Origin of the sequence: Streptomyces sp. NPDC014991 (assembly GCF_043080665.1) — a bacterium.
Taxonomy (GTDB): Bacteria; Actinomycetota; Actinomycetes; order Streptomycetales; family Streptomycetaceae; genus Streptomyces.
The window spans coordinates 16668-33595 of sequence record NZ_JBIBVY010000037.1 but is presented as its reverse complement, the minus strand read 5'-3'; the positions used below and the strand labels follow the sequence as shown (position 1 = coordinate 33595).

Below are 16928 nucleotides of genomic sequence, written 5' to 3'. Positions count from 1 at the left end.
CCCCGTGAACGTCTCCACCCACACCCGCTCAGCACGTAACACCGCGGCCATACCGAGGAGATGCCCAGATCACGGCCTTGTGCAACACCCTTTAGGGCCGCCGAGGTCCGTTCAATCTCCGCGGCCAGATCCGGCCGGGAGTCGGCCAGCAGTGCGAACTCACCGGCATTGCGCAGCTGATGGTTCCATTGCACACAGCGGCCTGCCGCCAGGAGTTCCAGGGCTCTGTCCGGATCGCCGACCTCCAGTGCGGCGGCCACGGCCTCCGAGGCGACTGGCGCCCAGTTGGTCTGTCGCGCCTCCTGGTCCGCGGGCTCCAGTTGCAAGCCGGCCACGGACGTCAGCAGGACGACGGCGAGGCCGTAGGCGGCCACGGCGTCGTCCCACCGGCCCAGTTCGGCGCTTCTTCGGGCCCATGCGGTCGCCGCGGTGAGGCGGATGCTGGGCGAGGCGGCATCGTTCCGCGCGGCCGTGCACCAGTCGCGCAGTGCGCGTTCCACGTCCTCGGTCCGACGGGAGTGGCGCAGACCGGTGCCGCGGTTGACCCGCAGCATGGCGTCGAGCGGCTGTCCCTCCGCGGTGAACGTCAGCGCTTCCGTGAGCAGTTCCACGGTGCGGCGGAGCCTGGCCTCGTCGGAGCTGTCCTCGACGGAACCCAACAGCGCCAGCGCGGTGTTGGACAGAAGTCGCAGGCGACGGGGGTGATCGGCGGGGATCTCGGCCAGCGGCACCTCCCCGGCCCGGAGCGTGGCTTCCAGGTCGTCCTCGTGACCCGTACGCCGGTATCGCTGCAGATGGGCCGAGATAAGGTTCGTGCGGTACATCCCCTTTTTCGGATGCCCGTCGGGAAGTAACTCCACCGCTTCACGGCACAGCTCGATCTGCAGGTCGGTGTCCTCGGCGTCGTTGTTCAGCTCGTAACGCACCGCGACTAGCGCGGACTTGTTGAAGAGCTGCAGGGCCCGGTCCACGTCGGACTCGCCCGGGAGGGCGAGTGCCCGGTCGATGACCTCCAGTCCCTCCACCAGGTCCGGTGTGTTCCCCGTCGTCTGCGCCCGGGTTGTCAGTCCAGAGGCAAGAATCGCCAGTCGGCGCCCCAGACTGCCGTGGTCGGGCGGGGTCAGGTCGACCGACCGCCGGGCCGCCGAGATCGCGTCGTCGCGGTCGGCCCCGTCGCCGAAGTACTCGAAGCGCAGCTTGAGCGCCCAGGCCAGGCCGATGAGCGCGGTGGCGTTGCCGGGGTCGACCGCTTCGGCTTGGGCGTAGTCGTCGATGGATGCATCGAGCAGCTCGGCCCGGCCCGAGCGCTGGAAGAGCCGTTCCTGCACCCCGGCCAGATCGATCAGGTCCTGCGGAGCTCTGCGGTTGGCGACCAGGAGCGACCGGAGGTGCAGCGCGTGCCGCAGATCGTCCGCTTCGTCGGTGTGCCTGGCCTGTTCCTCCCAGCAGGAGGCGAGGGTGTCAGCGGCCGCATGGGACGCCAGCCCCAGTGGTCCCCGGTCGGGCACGACCCGGCTGAGCGCGTCCATCGCCCGGTCGAGGTCGCCGCGCTGCCCGCTCAGGCGGTGGCGTTCCTTCCAGGCGAGACCCAGCTCCCTGAGGATCTGCCGGACGAGTTCCTCGGGTGCCGCGTCGATGCCGACCGCGCGCGTGTATAGCTCGACCGCGCGCGTGTATAGCTCGATCGCGCGCGTGTATAGCTCGATCGCCCGGTCCACGTACTCAATGCCGGAGCTCTTCGCATAGCGGATCATCAGTAGACGGCCCAGCTGGTGGAGGTGTGCGGCGAAGTTCGCGTCGGACGTCTGGAGTCGGTCCAGTGCCCGCAGTCCCCGGTCCGCGGCCGGGACGAGGTGCTCCGATGCCCCGGTCAGGCGCCACTCGACCAGGACGGCGGCGCAGAAATTCAGCGCCACGACGGCCCACAGCGGATCGTCCTCGGACATCAGCTCCAGGGCCCGCGTCATGTAACGCAGTCCTTGGCGCAGGGCGCCCGTGCAGCCGTAGCGGTCTGCCATAGCCACCAGATCGCCGGCGGCGTTCTGAAACAGCACCGGGTCGGCTGGGTTGGCCACGAGAGCTTGGTGAAGACGGTCGACCAGCCCGTCGAGCGGCTGCGGTGCGCCCTGGCCGTAGGGGAGCAGGAAGCTCGTTGCGAGAGCCCGGTCTAGTTCCCCGGGGGCGCCTTCGCGGCTCGGGTCGTCGTGCCAGCGGTTCAGGTGGACCCAGGCCATAAGCCTGGCGACGCGCAGGAACAGGGGACTGCCCCGTTCCTCCCCCGCCTCGCCGATCCACTCCATGAGATCCACCAGCCGCCGCGTCGTCTCTGGCGCGAGCAGCAGGGAGACGTCCGCTTCCGGGTGAACTCTTCAAAGTTCCGGCGCAGTTCGGCATAGGTGCGGGCCGGATCTCGCACAGTCATCCTCGTCATCCCTTGGGACAGTCGCTCACCGGCGCCATCGACAGCAAGGTGGTGAGCGGTACGACCACGTCGCCGTCACTCGTCCTGACCACGGCCTCGCCGCCGGAGACACGCTGCACGGTGCCGCACACCTTGGCACCAGGGGTGTTGAAGCGCATCAGGCCTTTCTCCTTCCCGGAGCCGTACCAGGTGGCGCCGACCGCGGCCACGAGCAGGGCCGTGCACAGCAGGGTCAGGACGATGCCCCGACGCAATTGCCGTGCGGCGGCGGCGGCCTCCTGCTGCTCCAGGAGGACCTGGGGCAGAGCGGATGGCAAGTCGAGGGCGCGTGGTCTGCCGTGCGCCGCGAGGAGGAGCTGCATCGCGCCGAGGGCACCTCAGACGAGCACGCCGAGCAGCAGCAGGCCCACGGCGGCGGCCCAGCGGTCGGTGAGCTGACCGATGTCCGAGCGTCCTTTGACGAGGCTGAAGCCCACCAGAGCGGCGAGCAGGGCCGCGAGTCCGTTACGCCAGGCGAGGGCTCGCGGACACGCGGCACGGCCTCCTGGACCAGCCTGCGGCGCTCCTGCAGACGCCGCAGGTCGGAGGCGCCGGCCGGGTGGCGGGCAGGGGCGTCGTGGGCCGGTCATGCCAGTTCCGCCGGCACCCCGAGCAGCCAGAAAGCTCCGCAGCCCTCGCTCACACCCGCGGGACGGTGGTCGTGGTCCTCGTTGCAGTTGCACGCCATTGGTACCTCGAACGGGTCGGTGCGGGCCGGAGCGCGCCACGACAGCAGGCGGACGGTGGTGAGGACAACGGGGATCTCCAGGGGAGCGGCGCAGCGCGGACAGGGGCCGCGGGCCAGCAGCAGGCCCTTGCCGTACGGCCGCAACTCGAAGTGATCGGCGACGTGTTGCACGTAGGCGGGCTCGGACCCCTCAGCGTAGGGGAGCACGGCGGGCGGAGGTACGGGCATGGGCGGCTTTCTGGTTCAGGGACCTGTGTGGGTGAAGGGCGTCCAGTGACTCGGCTCGAGCGGCGAGGCGTCCCGCAGCCTGCGGACGGCGCTGTGCAGTGCGGTGGCGGCGCGGTCGGGGCGGAACACACCGTCCTGCCAGAGGTCGCGGTACACATCCGTCGCCACCTCGGCGGCGACCACGTCCCGGACGGACCATAGTGTCCCGATCACGTGCCGGTAGCCCGTGTAGTGCAGCGCGGCGGACAACGTCATCGACTCGTCAGGCAGCAGCAGTCCGCCCAGGGCCGTCTTGCACGCCGAGAGGAAGGCGAAGTCGCGGTGCCGGTGGTCCGCGGCGATCTCGCCCGTCGTCAGCAGGCCGTCGCTGAGCAGCACCCCTCCGGAGGCGGGACGCAGGGGATGGGATGTGGCGTGGCAGCTGAAGTGGACGCTGCGGTGGACGGCCAACTCACGCCGCACCGACCTCCGGTCCGCCGCGGGGCCTTCAAGGTGGTGCAGTCCGCTCCGAAGAGCGTCGTCAGCAGTTCTCCTCGCGCTCGACGTGGGGCAGGTCCCGCTGGCCCGGGGTTTTTGGCAGCGCCACGTGGAGCATGCCGCCCGCCACGGTCGACCGCTCCCACAACCGGGACTCGATCAACACGCGCAGGGAGGGCGTGTACGACATCACCGCTCGGTCCAGTGAGCTCTGTCCCGCCTCGCCGTGCCGACCCGCGGCATGCAGCGGGAGCAGGGTTAGCAGGCTCTCCATCATCGCGTCGGCCTCGACGAGGGCGACCGCCGCGTGCTGATAGGCCGCACAGGTCCTGACGTTGAAGATCTCCTGCGCGGCGGCGTCCGCTTCCTCAAGAGCTGCGAGCCGGCTCTGATGCCGCTCAATCGCCTCCACGTAGGCATAGGCCGTTTCATGGAGGTCCCGGGCCGTGAAGTCCAGCGGAAGCGGCAGGACTGCGTCCGGCGTCACAATCAATGCGTCCGTCCGACGCTGGGTCACATTGACGGTGACGACGGGGCCTAGGGCGGCGGCACGGCGCAAATCAGCGGCAGGCACCGGACGTTGGAAACCGCCGAGCCCCGGCAACTGCCGGACTTTCTCCAGCAGCCCGGCCAGCCGCCGCGCCAGCACCATCTTCCCGTCGGCCGGCACCGGTTCCCCCGCGATCGTCCACCGAGCCCCCCGTCACCCGTCGCTGCTCCCGAGGGTAGCGGAGCACGGGTCACCGGGCCGGCGGCGCATGCGGCTGCGGTTTAGGGGCGGCGGCGGTGCCGGGGGCTGGAGTGCGCTTTGGAGGCGAGCGCACCGCGCGAGGCAACCGCACAGATGCTGGGCCCGGTGCGAGCTGGCTCCTGTTCCCTGTAGTCCAGGCATTTCGAGGACCTGCCCACCAAGACCGCGGTTGCCGCGTTTTTCGGCTGCTCGCGAGTTGTGATCATCGCGCGCCTACCGCGCTGAAGGCGAGAGTGGTACCGGGTTCCAACACAACGACGCTGGGACTGCGACACCCTACGGCGGAGGCCGGCACCCCACACGCCGACACGCGCGGTCCTGCGGGGATCCGCAGGACCGACGGACGTGCCCGGAAACGGCCGCTTCCGCGGAGTCGGAGGCCATGTCTGATGTTCAGTCGCTTCAGTAGCTTGAGTCGCTGGCGGAGGAGATGGTGGCAGCGACTCAGAACCAGCGACTGGGCGACTCTTCGGTCGCTGCCGTCATACGGGTGAAAAGTGCAGGTCAGCCCACTAGCGGGATACTGTTCAGCGACTGAAGCGACCGAAGCTTCGGGTATATGAAGCCATTCGTGCGTGTGCGTGTGCGTCATATATAGGAAGGTTCAGTCGCTTCAGTCGCTGTGGTTCCTTCTACGGTGCTGTTGACCTGCACTTTTGTCTCGTCCGGGTGAGCAGCGACTCAATTCGTTCAGTCGCTGGGGCTCAGTCACAGTCGCTGGCGGCCCCACCTCGGGCCACATCATTGACACGGGACCACGTCAACCCCCCAGTGCTGCGCCCCCCCGTGGGCCACATTCGCTAGTCTGTGTCCGTCGTTGAGTCGCTTCGGTCGCTGATAGGGGGTGCGGATGCCTGGTGACCTGCGTGTTCTCTGCAGCGACTCACAGCAGCCGGCCAGCGCGCCTTCAGTCGCTGAGGGGCCGTTGGCAACCGCGCGGTGGTGTGCGCGAAAGGGTTGGCCGGTGCATCCTCTCGCTGCAGGCCGTAAGACGCCTCCCGCGAACTGCACTGACTGCCGTGCAGCGCCACACCCGCCCAACGCCTGCGCCTGCCTTCCCGCTGGACGCTGGTGCCATGGCTTCCACGCTGCGACCCTGGACCAGAACCGCATCCAGCAGTGGTGGGGCAGCCGCCCGCAACTCGGCGTCGGTGTTTCCTGCGGTCCAGCTGGGTTGGTCGTCATCGACATCGACGCCCACCCTGTCCAGCCGCCTGCCCGCGACCGCATCCTCCCCGGCATCCCGATCGCCGACCACATCGACCTCACCGGCCTGGCCAATGGTTTCCACACTCTGGCTGTTCTAGCGGCCCTCCGTGGCCAGCCCAGCCCTGCCGACGACGAGGACACCCTGCGAGTGCACACACCCTCTGGCGGCCTGCACGTCTGGTACCGAGTGGGGGACAGACGCCGCTGGCAGTCCTCCGTCGGATCCACGCCGGGCCGGGCGCTCGCCTGGCAGGTCGACATCCGTGCCCACGGCAGCTACATCATTGCCCCCGGCACCACCACCAGCCGCGGTACCTATACCGCCGTCGGCGACAGCAGAGAACCCGCACTCCTCCCGCCCTGGCTCGCGTCCGAACTTGAGCGCACCGGACACCTGCCCGCACCCAGCATCCCTACCCCCAGGCCGGTGCCGCCTCGCGCCCGGCAGGCTGTTGTGGCAGCAGGCGGCGGTCGGCACAGCACCCAGTCCATGCTCGACACCATTCTCGCGCCCGTTGAAGCCTGCGGCCAGGTTGCCCAAGGCGCGGGCTTCTCCGACGTCCTCAACCGCGCGGCCTACACCCTCGGCGGGCTCATCGCTGCCGGCCGCCTTCCTCAAGACGAGGCCGTCCAGGCGCTCAAGGAGAGTGCTGCCGCCGCCCGACCTGGGCAGGAACGCCGGATCGAGCAGATCATCAGCAGCGGTCTGACCGCAGGCCTCAAGCGGCCCCTGCACAGTGGGGGCCGCCAATGACGTCCTCGCGTCCGGAGGCACTCTTCGACTTCGACGCCGAAGCCGTGGCTGCACAAATCCGCGCGCAGCACCTCTCGGTTCCTCTTCCCAGCCAAGCCGACACCGAACGGCCCACCTCTGGCGAGGCCACCGCGCACGGACTGCTGCCCGATACCCTCACCGACCGCGGCAACGCCAAGCTCTTTGTCAAGCTGTACTCCAGCGACTACCGGCACGTGCCCGGCCTCGGCTGGTACCGGTGGGACAGCACCCGTTGGCAGATCGACGAAGACGACACTGTTCTATGGGCGGCCGGAGACCTTGCTGAGAACATCGCCACCCATGACCCCCGCGGCGTCTACACCACCACTGCCCTGCAAAAGCACCGTAGGCGCGCCTTGTCCACGACCGGTATCAACGCGATGCTCGCTCAGGCGAAGTCGGCTCCCGGCATGGTCCTCAACGCGGCTCGCCTGGACGCGGACCCTTACGCCCTGTGCACCCCCGAAGGCATCGTGGACCTGCACACCGGCCAGGTGAGAAAGCCCGACCCGAACAGGGACTTCCACTCCCGATCCACCACCGTGGGCCCTCAACCCATGCCCACTCCGCGCTGGGAACGCTTCCTGAGCGACACCTTCGGCGACCAAGCCGAAGGTCGGGAAATGATCAAATACCTGCATCTGCTGCTGGGCTACTCCATCACCGGCGACGTGGGCGCGCAGGTTCTGCCCTTCCTCTTCGGATCAGGCAAGAACGGCAAGTCCGTCCTGCTGGACGTGCTGATGAAACTCCTCGGTGACTACGCCGACGCGGCCCCGCCCGGATTCCTCATGGCCAAGCCCTTCGAAGGACACCCCACCGATCTCGCCGAACTCCACGGCCGACGTGTCTTCGTCTGCTCCGAGGTCAAGCCCGGCGACAAGTTCGACGAAGCTCGCGTCAAGCACCTCACCGGCGGCGACCGCGTCAAGGCCCGTCGTATGCGGCAAGACTTCTTCAGCTTCCAGCCCACCCACAAGCTCTGGCTGCTGGGCAACCACCGGCCCGAGGTCGGTACCGGTGGCTTCGCGTTCTGGCGTCGTATGCGCCTGATCCCCTTCGAACGCGTCGTCCCCGACCACCGCAAGATCGACAACCTGGCCGACCTCCTTGTGACCGAGGAAGGCCCTGGCATCCTCAGCTGGCTCATCGACGGTGCCCGCCACTACCTCGCCGGCGACCGCGACCTCAGCGGTCCCGAGCGTGTCCGCATCGCCACCAGCGCCTACGCCGAGACCGAGGACCACACCGGCCGCTTCTACGACGAGTGCTGCTGCCTGGCTCCCGAACTGCGCGCCGAGCAGACCGCGCTCTACGCCGCCTACAAAGCGTGGTGCCAGAATGAAGGAGCACCGGCCATGTCCTCCCGCGCATTCGCCGCCCGCACCCGAGAACTCGTGGGACTGGCCTCGCCCAAGGAGATGATCCTGTCCAACCAGCGCAAGCACTACCCGGGCATCGGACTGCTCACCGACGAAGAGAGGGACGCCAGCTGATGAGCTCCCTGATCAACGAGGACGAGATCAGCCACGAGACCGACCTCGTCTGGCTGGAGGACATCGACGCAGTGGACTACGTCCGCCAGACGCTGGACCGGCTGCCGACCCGTAAGGGCCGGCCTCCCTACCACCGCGACGGGCGCATGGTCGGCTATGCCATCCTGGGTCCCACCGCCAAGCCCTCCCGCGTTTCCGGCACCTTCCGCCGCCGCGTCTTCTGGCTCCTGCCCCATGACCGCGACAGCCAACCCAGTGGCCTGTATGCCAAAAGCGCGCCAGCTGAAGCCGTGGACCCCCGAACCCTCGAGCCGCGGGTCAAGGGCTACAAGACGGAGCGCTCCGAGGGCGGGCCGCCCTCGACCGCCATGCAGGAGCTAGGCATAACGCTGCCACTCTGAGTCCTTCCCGTACCGGGACGAGGACGTGAGCCGACCCGGCTCCCGGGCTAAGACATCCCCGTGATCGGGCGCAGACTCCTACCGTTCTCGTGCAACGCTCACCGTTCACAGGCGTTTGACTGCTTCGCGTTTCTTGCCGGAACTTGTCAGGTGGTGGGGCCTCAGTCGCTCTGGCGTCTGTGCGCCGCTTCCACCTTCTAGCCGCAGCCAATCGTGTTGATCATCACGCTGTGCGGAGTGATCGATTCAACTATCTTTCCGACCGTGACTGCCTCTCAGCTTCCGTCCACGCAACACATATCCGCGGGCTTAGCCCGCATCCTCTTCGGGCCTCACGCAGAGCGGATTCATGAGCCCTGGCGGCACCTCTTCAACGGGCCCCGGTTCACCTTCCAGGAGGGCCTGAGCCCGCAGGAGCGGACGGCGCTCTCGTACGAGCGACTGCACACCATCAACGCAGCCGTGCCGGACCCACTCGCCTTGGCCTCGGACATCGAGTCACTCACGGCGATGCACGAGTGGGCCGGAGTGGTGGACGCCGGCATGGCGACAATTGCGAGCATCCACTGGAACCTGCACATCGGCAGCCTCCTGGACCACGACCCTGGCGAGCGCGACCTGTACCCATACGCCCGCATGCACACCGTCGGGACCTTTCTGTGCACCGAGCTGGACCACGGCAACGACGCCGCGTCGCTGGAAACGACCGCCACATTCGATCCTGAAACCAGCGGCTTCATCCTCGACACCCCGACCCCCGGCGCCTGCAAGTGGATGCCCAACACTTCCGGCACCGGCGGTGCCAAGAACGCCGTCGTGGCCGCCCGCCTGCTGGTAAACGACGTCGACCACGGCGTGTTCCTCTTTCTCACCCCACTCACCGACAGCGCGGGCCATCACTACCCAGGAGTGGAAGTGCGGCCCCTCCCACAGACCGCCAGCGCGCCTGTCGACCATTGCGCCACGTACTTCCACAACGTACGACTGCCCTTCAACGCCATGCTGCAGGGCGAGCACGGACGTCTGTCGCGTGACGGCTCCTTCACCAGCACGCTGGGCAACCCACGCAAACGATTCCTCCAGTCGATCCGACGCGTACACGCCGGCAAATTGTGCATGAGCGCCTACAGTCTCGGCGTGACGCGCCACGCCCTGGCCGTTGCCATGCGGCACTCCCACCGCCGGCTCACCTCCGGGATGACCACAGGCCGCAAGGTCTCCCTCATCGAGCACCGCAGCCACCACGCCCCGCTCCTCTCCGCGATCGCCACCACCTACGCCGCGACACTGCTGCACCGCGACGTGGTGCAACGATGGACGAGCGGCGCAGAATCAGAACACGAGGAAACTGAGCGGTTCGCGGCTGTAGCCAAAGCCTGGATCACCTGGCAGGCCCGAGCGGTCATGACGGAATGCCGTGAGCGCTGCGGAGCGCAAGGCCTCCTGCTCTCGAACGGCATTGCCTACCAGCTGGCCGCGAATGAGGGAACGGTCACCGCCGAGGGTGACAACCGCGTGATCTGGGTGAAGGCGGCCGGCGAGATGCTCATGGGCGGATTCACCCCAACCTCGCCTTCCACGGTGCCTGCAGCCGACCGCTCCCTGGAAGACTCCCGCTGTCTGCAGGCACTACTCGAGGACATTGAGCGCATCTGGCACGGCAGGGCCCGCAGCCGACTGAGGAACGGACGCCGAGGCGATCCCCTCGCGCGGTGGAACGGAACCGTCACGCCAGCGTTGCAGCTCGTAGAAGCTCACATCCACCGCCTTGCGGCGGAGGCCTTGCTGCGAGGCGCCGGCACGGCCTCCGACTCCCAAGTCCAGGCGGTCCTCGGGCAACTGCACCGTCTGTTCGCCCTGCGCCAGGTGAAGGCGCACAGCGGTGACTTGCTTGCCGCCGGCCATGTCACCTCAGCCCACATCCACCAGCTGCCCGACGCGGAGGAGGACCTGATCGAGTCGCTGGCGCCGTACGCTCTGTCCCTGACCGATGGCTTCGCCGCTCTGGACGGCGTCATGGGTGACCACCCGATGCTCGGCGCCCCGGCCCCCGCCACCGAGATGACGCCCGCGTAGCTCGGCGGTCGCATGTCGGCGCCGCCGTGTGCCCGCGGCGGCGTGCCGCCGCTTACATCCGGTACAGCGCCCAGTGCGTGATGAAGGCGAAACTGTCGTCCCCGCTGAGGATCCCGATGACTTTCCCGCAGTGACCTCGGTACTCCCGCTCCTGCTCGGCGTTGAGCGCGACGACCGTCACGGGTCCTCGGGGCGCCGGGCGAGGAATGGCCGCGAGGAGCCGCGGCGGAGACGGCAGACGCAGGACTTGCAGGACTCGACGTAAGCGGTCGACGAAGTCGATGCCGTCGTTGATCTCCAGCAGCACGTCGGCCAGGAGACTCAGCGGTCCCCGATGGCTGTCAAGCTGTGCTTGACGAAGCATTACGTAACACGCTTCAAGATGGTCAACGCGTTGCCCGGCCTCGATGGCGCAGAGCCTCGTCAATCGCTGCCCCGCCACACCCTCCAGCACGTACCCGTCTTCCTCACCGGTTACGGCGTCCGGCGCGTGGCTGCGGAATCTAGCGGGCAAGTCCTGCTGTAACTCCCCCCAACTGTCGTAGGCGACTCGTATGGTCGCTGCCTGCGCATCGGTCAGCTCGGCCCTGTAGTAGTAATGAAGGGAATGCAAAAGAGGTTCCTCCACTGAGAGGAATTTGGCTGCCATCACTGGGTCATCCGGAACCAGGACGTGCACGGCGCCTCCATCGGATCGGTTAGGCCGGCATGGTCAGGGCTTAGCTATTCACCCTCGGAAAGAAAGGTCAGTACGCGGAACCCCTCGGATTCGGCTGCCAGGACGCGGACATGTCTGACGCCCTTCTGGGCGTGCCGCACCGAGCCGGCGCGGCCATTGAGATCGGAGTCTGCCCTGGACAGGCTCTCCAGCCGGGGATCTTCGGCCAGGTCCGTGCACAGGCGGCGAATGACGGCACAGCCCCGATAACGGAAGGCCAGCAGGCGACACTCCTCCACGAGGTAAGGCGCCCAGGCCGTTTCCCAGTCGATGAGGGCGGTGCTTCGCGCGTGGTCGGACAACAAGGCCCAGCGCCAGAAGTTCGAAGGAACGTCTCGGTCCTCGAACATCGCCGCGAAGGCTGCGTTGTGCGCCACCAGCTGACCATCCGGAGCCAGGACACAGGTCATCTCCCGCTGGCCGTCAACGGCGCATTGCCAGTACGGCGGGGGCGTCCTCACTGCTGGTGGCGGCTCAGAGTCGAACAGATCCAGGTGAGCTACGCGCCTGTCGTGCGCGCTGAAGCCGAGAGTCTGTGCGATGCGCAGGAACAGGTCCGGGGACGGACGCAGTCGGCCGCTCTCCACTTTCTGGTAGACGCCGGCACCACACCGCAGGGCCTCATCGACATCAGGCTGTCTAAGCTTCGTCGATCCCTGGCGTCCCGGGAGGGGGGCAAGCCCGACATCCGGCCGGGACCGCGTCTCGCGGTACTGCTTCATCAGCCGCTGGTATTCGCGGGATGTTCCACGCCTCACAGCCCCCCCTGCTCCTGCGCGAGCTGTGCGCGCGGCTCTGGATCCGTTGTGTGCCTGCGCTCATGACATGAACGATGATCGGCATCAAACCATGCTGCCGGTCTGTTTCCATAGCCGTTCCCGGCCACCGTCTTCATGGGCGAGCGCCGATAGGGCCCGAATCAGCCATACGGCGCGCGGCGTCATCGAAGTTTTGGATCCTCAGTGCAGAGACCGTGCGCCCGAGTTGACGCAACGTAACTCCGTGACCTCGAAGTGGTTGCGTTGCGTAGTGCTCAATCGTTGCGGGGAGTAAAAAACGGGGAGTCGGCCGGTAAAGAACGCGTGGCGCACAGCCGCAAGGCCGAGTGACGCGGGAGCGGAGGGTCGGAGGATCCAGCAGGGCGTAGGCGAGTCTTCACCTACGCCCGTCGCTGTCACTGCCTGGTCTCGCTACGGGGGGGGGTGGGCATGTCCTGTGCCAACCGAACCCGTCGGAGGTGCGCGGTGCCACCTTGTCCAGGTACTCGGCCGCCCAGGGTGAACGTTGCAGCAGCTCACGACCCCGTTCGACACTCATGTCGAGTTCTGCCAGGGCCCGTTCCGTGGCAATGCCCGTGACGAAGTGCAGGTTCATGTCGGCGATCTTCCGCGGCAGGGCTGGGTAGTCCAGCCGGCACATCAGATCGACTCCGATATAGGCGGCGACCCACACGAAGGACGTTTCGTCGGGTCTCACTCCTGGTTTCAGCTCTTCTCGACGCTTGGCCTCCTCCAGCAGCAGGGTGACCCGAGGGATGTACTGGGACCAGAGGTAGCCGAACGTGTCCTTATGATCCTGATCGGTGGCAAGCCTCGCGGCGGCCTTCACGACCGGCACCTGAGGGGTGAGCCAGGCCAGGACGATGGACGCGTCCACAACAGCCTGGAGCGGCCCTACTTGCGGCGGCGTGTCGTCCATGGCGAAGCCCTCGGTGACGACCGCCACGGCGATCTCCTGTTTTGTCTGAAAGTGGTAGTAGAGGCCGCCCTTCTTCAGTCCGGTTCGGTCCAAGATGTCCTGCAAGGAGGTCTGCGAGTAGCCCTTCTCCGAGAACAGGTTCGCCGCCACGTCAAGAATCTCCGCGCGCGTAGCTATGCCACGCGCTTGGGCAGGTTGCCGCACTGTCATGTCCGTTCTTCAGCCTGGATCGAGCCTCCACGCCCGAGGTCGCGTCGCGGAGCCGCCGCCTCCTGTGCCCCTCGCGCGATGCCGCAGGCCAGCACAAACGCAGCGACTGTACCCGCACAATCTGTGCGCCCACTAACGCGGCGTTGATTTACCTCACCGGGCATGGAAGGGTCGTGTCCATCAAACCAGTCCAGCGGTCGGTTTCGCAGCGCGTGAAGCGGTGCCAGCGTCAACCCGGTGCTGACGGTTAACTCCCGTTCCGACCGGATGAGCGTCTGCCTGGATCGACCGACTTCTCCAGCCGAGGATGCGATGTCTGAGCCAGTGTGCCTACTTGGGGCCGGTGGTTCCCGTGCCGCGGTGACTGGGTTCCAGCTGGCCGAGTGTGACGGTGCCTTCCCCCACTGCGAGAAGAAGTCGACCGGTGCCGGCTGGACGACGATGCGCAGACGAGCCGACAGTGGCCCCGGCCGCGTACGGGGTTCCACCGAGACGATAGGCATCGCCGGCCACGATCGGGCCCTCTTGGGAAGCGCTATGGAGGCGCTGTTGCAGCGCCTCGAACCGGTGAAGAACTCAGGCGGCAGGGAGAAGACCCGTCGGAGCCGGTCGGCGGACGCCAGGGGGAATGCTCTTCCTGCGCCCCTCGCTCATCGCCCGACGGCGTACGCCCGCTGCAGTGCCGCGGCGAACTTGCAGCGGCGGCGCCCTCGAAGTCTGCAACGATCGTAGATTAGCTAGAAATGATCGTTGACAATCGTGCCCAGTCGTAGCACGCTCCCTGGGAGTGGAGTCATCTGCGTATGAGCCGCTCAGCTCGTCCCACGATTTTTCGACTTCCATGCAACTCTCAATCAACGAGGCCGAGAGAATATGTGCACGCTAAGTCTCCGGAGCGCGTGTCAGCTGTCCGGTGAGGAAAAATGAGAACGGCTGGGCCGCTTTGCGGTATTCCCGCCACGCCATACGATCCGAGCTGCTCGACATTGCACAACTCGGCACAGTCCTACGCGGCTCGCGCTACTCAATGGCTAGCAGGCTGTCCGCACCGAGTCCACTAAGAGGCGATCTGTGTCCGAACCCTTATTGATCCTAGGTGCCGGTTCAGCAGCTACGGGGGCAGAGTTCAATCTGGTCCGGATTGCATCCTCCCACCCGGTGGTACTCGTCGATACTGTTGCACCGAACTGGGCCAGACCACATCTGGCGAAACACCTTGTAGTAGACCTCGATCACTACGAGACCATCGTCGAATCCGTGACAAGCTATGCTGCGGGCCGCCATGTGCGTGGCGTACTCAGCTACCTGCCACAGCATCTTGTAGCGGTATCGCGCATCGCCAGTCAGCTCAAACTGCCGGCGGTCGGAGTAACGTCATTTTCCGTACTGGAAGACCTGGTCGCGCTTCGGAAGCGATTGGCACAGCACGGCGTGGCCCAGCCCCGGATGTCGGGAGCCCTCGACGGAACATCGGCCGCCGCGTACGCGGATAAGCTTGGTTACCCCGCGGTGATCAGGTCACACGCCGGCTTGAACGCCACAGCGATGTTCGCCTACGACCGAAAGCAAGTGGCAGCCGCCTGTGAGCTTCTGACTCAAAACTCGCCAACTCCTGCATCAAGCCGTAAGAAAGTGATAGTGCAGGAGTGTCTCGGTGGGCCGACTATCTCTGCTGAGACCGTTGTCCTGCCTGACGGTGACATACGAGTGGTCGCGATCACGCGAACCACCTTCGACCCTGTGTGCGGCCAAGAGCCAGTACGTCACTCCGTATACGCTCACGACGCTCTGCTGCACAACCCAATCATCCGCCGAATCATCCAGCGCACTGTGCGCGCTGTGGAAATCACATTCGGCGTACTTCATATCAGCATGTCGTTGACTTCTATGGGGCCACGCGTCACCGACGTGCAAGCACACTTGACAGGCGACCTCATACCGTTGCTAGTCAAACGTGCCACGGGAATAGACTTGCCGTGCATAGCTGCAGCGCTGGCAACCGGGAAGAAACCCGAGTTGGCACCCACCCGGCAGCGGGCGGCAGCCATCCATTTCGCCTACCCCTCCGTAAGTGGCCGCATTGAGAGCCTTGACATCTCACCCAAAGCTGCGTGCCATCCACTCGTTGACCGTATGGTCCCACTTCAGCGAAGTGGGAGCATCGTCCGGGGGATACCTGATGCCACGTCGGAAGACCGACTTGCCTATTGGGTCGCCTTGGGCTCAGATGCCTCCCATTGCCACGCCACTCTTGACGAGATGACGCAGTACCTGAGCGCTGACATCGCCGTTTCAGCCAGGCAGCACGCTGCATAGCGGATGAGGACGCCTTCCGTGATTTAGCCGCCGACCACTTCCCGCGAGCGACTTGTGCGCACGCATAGGCAAATACTCCCGGCGCCGGAGCCACATTTTCCCCCGAATGATGGCTCTGGCGCCGGGTCCGGTCCGAGGGTGTGACAAGGAGACTCCACCCACCTACTGGCCGAAATGCGCCACCAGATCGGCTCGAACTCGTCACCGAGGCCATCCGTGCCGCGCTGGAAGAAGCGGCCGCACCGTTGCGCACCTACTGACCGATCTGGGTCGATGAGAACTGGGGGCGCCGCTACGGCCGTCCGGTGCGCCTGGGCAAGAACCCCACGCGGCCCGGCCCAGGACCAGTGTCCTCGCAGCCGGCAACGACGCCTGCCGACTGCTGAAGCGCCTCCACCGGCACGGACCGGGATACCGGCCCGGCCCGCAGGTTCAGGCACTTCGGCAGATCATCGTGCAGAACGACCACCACGACGCGGCAGGCCGCTTCGCTGGCACACCGCCGACGACGGTGGACTGTCGCCCTCCTCCTCGGGATTACCTCCCCTACGACACCACGGCACCATTCGCCCGTCACGGGCACATCATCAGCTAACCTCGCGCTTTCACGGAGCTGGCATTGCGACAGGTGATCAGCGAAGCTGATAGTGCATCTGACGAGCGAGAATAGGGATCGACGAGGTCCTTGTTCCCGTGCCTGTCGCAGGCACTTCCCAGGTGAGTCGGCGTATAGGGTCCTACCTGCGCGTGCGGGTGGCGGCAGCAGATGGTGAGCTTGTCAGGTTCGCATCGCCAGGCCCCGCCAGTCGAGACAGTTAGCGAGATTCGACATGTTCGCATCCGCACGAGGCATGTAGCGTCGCGATCATGGAAGAGCTGACTGGAACTCCCACTGACCAGGCGCCGGCCGATCCGGCCGTCACCGACGACATGCTGGCCACTCAGCCCGTCGGTTACTGGAGCGGCCTGGCCCATGCGGCCGTCACCCGGCATCTGCGCGACGCTATGGCCAAGGTCGACGTCACGCAGCCGCAGTATTGGGTGCTCAACCGCGTGAACGGTGGGCCCGCAGCGCCGAGCCGCGAGGAGGTGGTCGCCCAGCTGTCGCCAATTGCGGAAGGACAGAACGAGATCACCCGGGTCGTCGACCAGTTACTCCACCGCGGCTGGCTCCACATCGACGCCAGGCAGCGCCTGCACCTCACTGACACCGGGGAGGCTGCCAGGGTGAGGCTGCGCGAGCTGGTGACCGAGCTGCGCACCGTGGTCCACATGGGCATAAGTGACGAGGATTACGTAGCAGCACTCAAGGTGCTGCGCAGGATGGTCGCCAACGTCGAGGGCGACAAGCACTCATAACCTCGCGCCCTGTGCTGCGGCTGTCGTCCAGCAGGCGATCACGTCAGCAGAAAGTGCCTTTGACC

General features: G+C 66.5%; 14 protein-coding genes. 6 read left to right on the top strand and 8 right to left on the bottom strand.

Annotated features, from left to right (window positions below):
- The 5 genes from ACF1BE_RS34100 to ACF1BE_RS34080 all read right to left on the bottom strand — a co-directional run.
- On the bottom strand, positions 1-2300 hold a 2300-nt coding region (locus ACF1BE_RS34100), incomplete at its 3' end, for a hypothetical protein (protein WP_392202872.1).
- Positions 2301-2427: 127 nt separating this feature from the next.
- Positions 2428-2784, bottom strand: a complete 357-nt coding sequence (locus ACF1BE_RS34095; protein WP_392202871.1) for a hypothetical protein — start codon at positions 2782-2784, stop codon at positions 2428-2430.
- Between the two features lie 263 nt (positions 2785-3047).
- Positions 3048-3320: a hypothetical protein gene (locus ACF1BE_RS34090; RefSeq protein ID WP_392202870.1), complete on the bottom strand. Its 273-nt coding sequence runs from the start codon at positions 3318-3320 to the stop codon at positions 3048-3050.
- Between the two features lie 72 nt (positions 3321-3392).
- A complete protein-coding gene (locus tag ACF1BE_RS34085; protein ID WP_392202874.1) occupies positions 3393-3878 on the bottom strand; it encodes a CHAT domain-containing protein in 486 nt (161 codons plus the stop codon).
- A gap of 19 nt (positions 3879-3897) precedes the next feature.
- Entirely contained in the window at positions 3898-4524 is a 627-nt protein-coding gene (locus ACF1BE_RS34080; protein ID WP_392202869.1) for a hypothetical protein, read from the bottom strand.
- A gap of 931 nt (positions 4525-5455) precedes the next feature.
- Between ACF1BE_RS34080 and ACF1BE_RS34075 the strand changes: the two genes are divergently transcribed.
- The 4 genes from ACF1BE_RS34075 to ACF1BE_RS34060 all read left to right on the top strand — a co-directional run bounded on the left by ACF1BE_RS34075 (position 5456) and on the right by ACF1BE_RS34060 (position 10562).
- On the top strand, positions 5456-6568 hold the full coding sequence (locus ACF1BE_RS34075) for a bifunctional DNA primase/polymerase (protein WP_392202868.1): 1113 nt from the start codon (positions 5456-5458) through the stop codon (positions 6566-6568).
- Positions 6565-8085 (top strand): phage/plasmid primase, P4 family, encoded by a 1521-nt coding sequence (locus ACF1BE_RS34070; RefSeq protein WP_392202867.1) that lies wholly within the window; start codon positions 6565-6567, stop codon positions 8083-8085. The genes ACF1BE_RS34075 and ACF1BE_RS34070 overlap by 4 nt, the downstream gene beginning before the upstream one ends.
- Complete coding sequence (locus ACF1BE_RS34065) at positions 8085-8486, top strand: DUF6009 family protein (protein ID WP_392202866.1); 402 nt, start codon at positions 8085-8087, stop codon at positions 8484-8486. Before ACF1BE_RS34070 ends, ACF1BE_RS34065 begins: the two co-directional genes overlap by 1 nt.
- A 213-nt stretch (positions 8487-8699) precedes the next feature.
- Positions 8700-10562: an acyl-CoA dehydrogenase gene (locus ACF1BE_RS34060; RefSeq protein ID WP_392202865.1), complete on the top strand. Its 1863-nt coding sequence runs from the start codon at positions 8700-8702 to the stop codon at positions 10560-10562.
- 52 nt (positions 10563-10614) lie between these two features.
- Here ACF1BE_RS34060 and ACF1BE_RS34055 read toward each other — a convergent pair whose 3' ends face one another.
- From ACF1BE_RS34055 to ACF1BE_RS34045, 3 genes are all read right to left on the bottom strand, one after another.
- Positions 10615-11241, bottom strand: coding sequence for a hypothetical protein (locus ACF1BE_RS34055; protein WP_392202864.1), 627 nt, complete (start codon positions 11239-11241; stop codon positions 10615-10617).
- A 44-nt stretch (positions 11242-11285) separates the two neighbouring features.
- Positions 11286-12002, bottom strand: coding sequence for a helix-turn-helix domain-containing protein (locus ACF1BE_RS34050; RefSeq protein WP_392202863.1), 717 nt, complete (start codon positions 12000-12002; stop codon positions 11286-11288).
- A gap of 433 nt (positions 12003-12435) precedes the next feature.
- Positions 12436-13128 (bottom strand): TetR family transcriptional regulator, encoded by a 693-nt coding sequence (locus ACF1BE_RS34045; protein WP_392202862.1) that lies wholly within the window; start codon positions 13126-13128, stop codon positions 12436-12438.
- Between the two features lie 1218 nt (positions 13129-14346).
- Here ACF1BE_RS34045 and ACF1BE_RS34040 point away from each other — a divergent pair.
- Entirely contained in the window at positions 14347-15504 is a 1158-nt protein-coding gene (locus ACF1BE_RS34040; protein WP_392202861.1) for a hypothetical protein, read from the top strand.
- 867 nt (positions 15505-16371) lie between these two features.
- Positions 16372-16863, top strand: a complete 492-nt coding sequence (locus ACF1BE_RS34035) for a MarR family winged helix-turn-helix transcriptional regulator (protein WP_388306042.1) — start codon at positions 16372-16374, stop codon at positions 16861-16863.
- Positions 16864-16928 lie beyond the last annotated feature (65 nt).

Bases quoted from the DNA above. Each gene is read 5' to 3' on its own strand.
- ACF1BE_RS34095 (WP_392202871.1), bottom strand. From the start codon at position 2,784: ATGCAGCTCCTCCTCGCGGCGCACGGCAGACCACGCGCCCTCGACTTG.
- ACF1BE_RS34075 (WP_392202868.1), top strand. From the start codon at position 5,456: ATGCCTGGTGACCTGCGTGTTCTCTGCAGCGACTCACAGCAGCCGGCC.
- ACF1BE_RS34070 (WP_392202867.1), top strand. From the start codon at position 6,565: ATGACGTCCTCGCGTCCGGAGGCACTCTTCGACTTCGACGCCGAAGCC.
- ACF1BE_RS34065 (WP_392202866.1), top strand. From the start codon at position 8,085: ATGAGCTCCCTGATCAACGAGGACGAGATCAGCCACGAGACCGACCTC.
- ACF1BE_RS34050 (WP_392202863.1), bottom strand. From the start codon at position 12,002: ATGAAGCAGTACCGCGAGACGCGGTCCCGGCCGGATGTCGGGCTTGCC.
- ACF1BE_RS34035 (WP_388306042.1), top strand. From the start codon at position 16,372: ATGGAAGAGCTGACTGGAACTCCCACTGACCAGGCGCCGGCCGATCCG.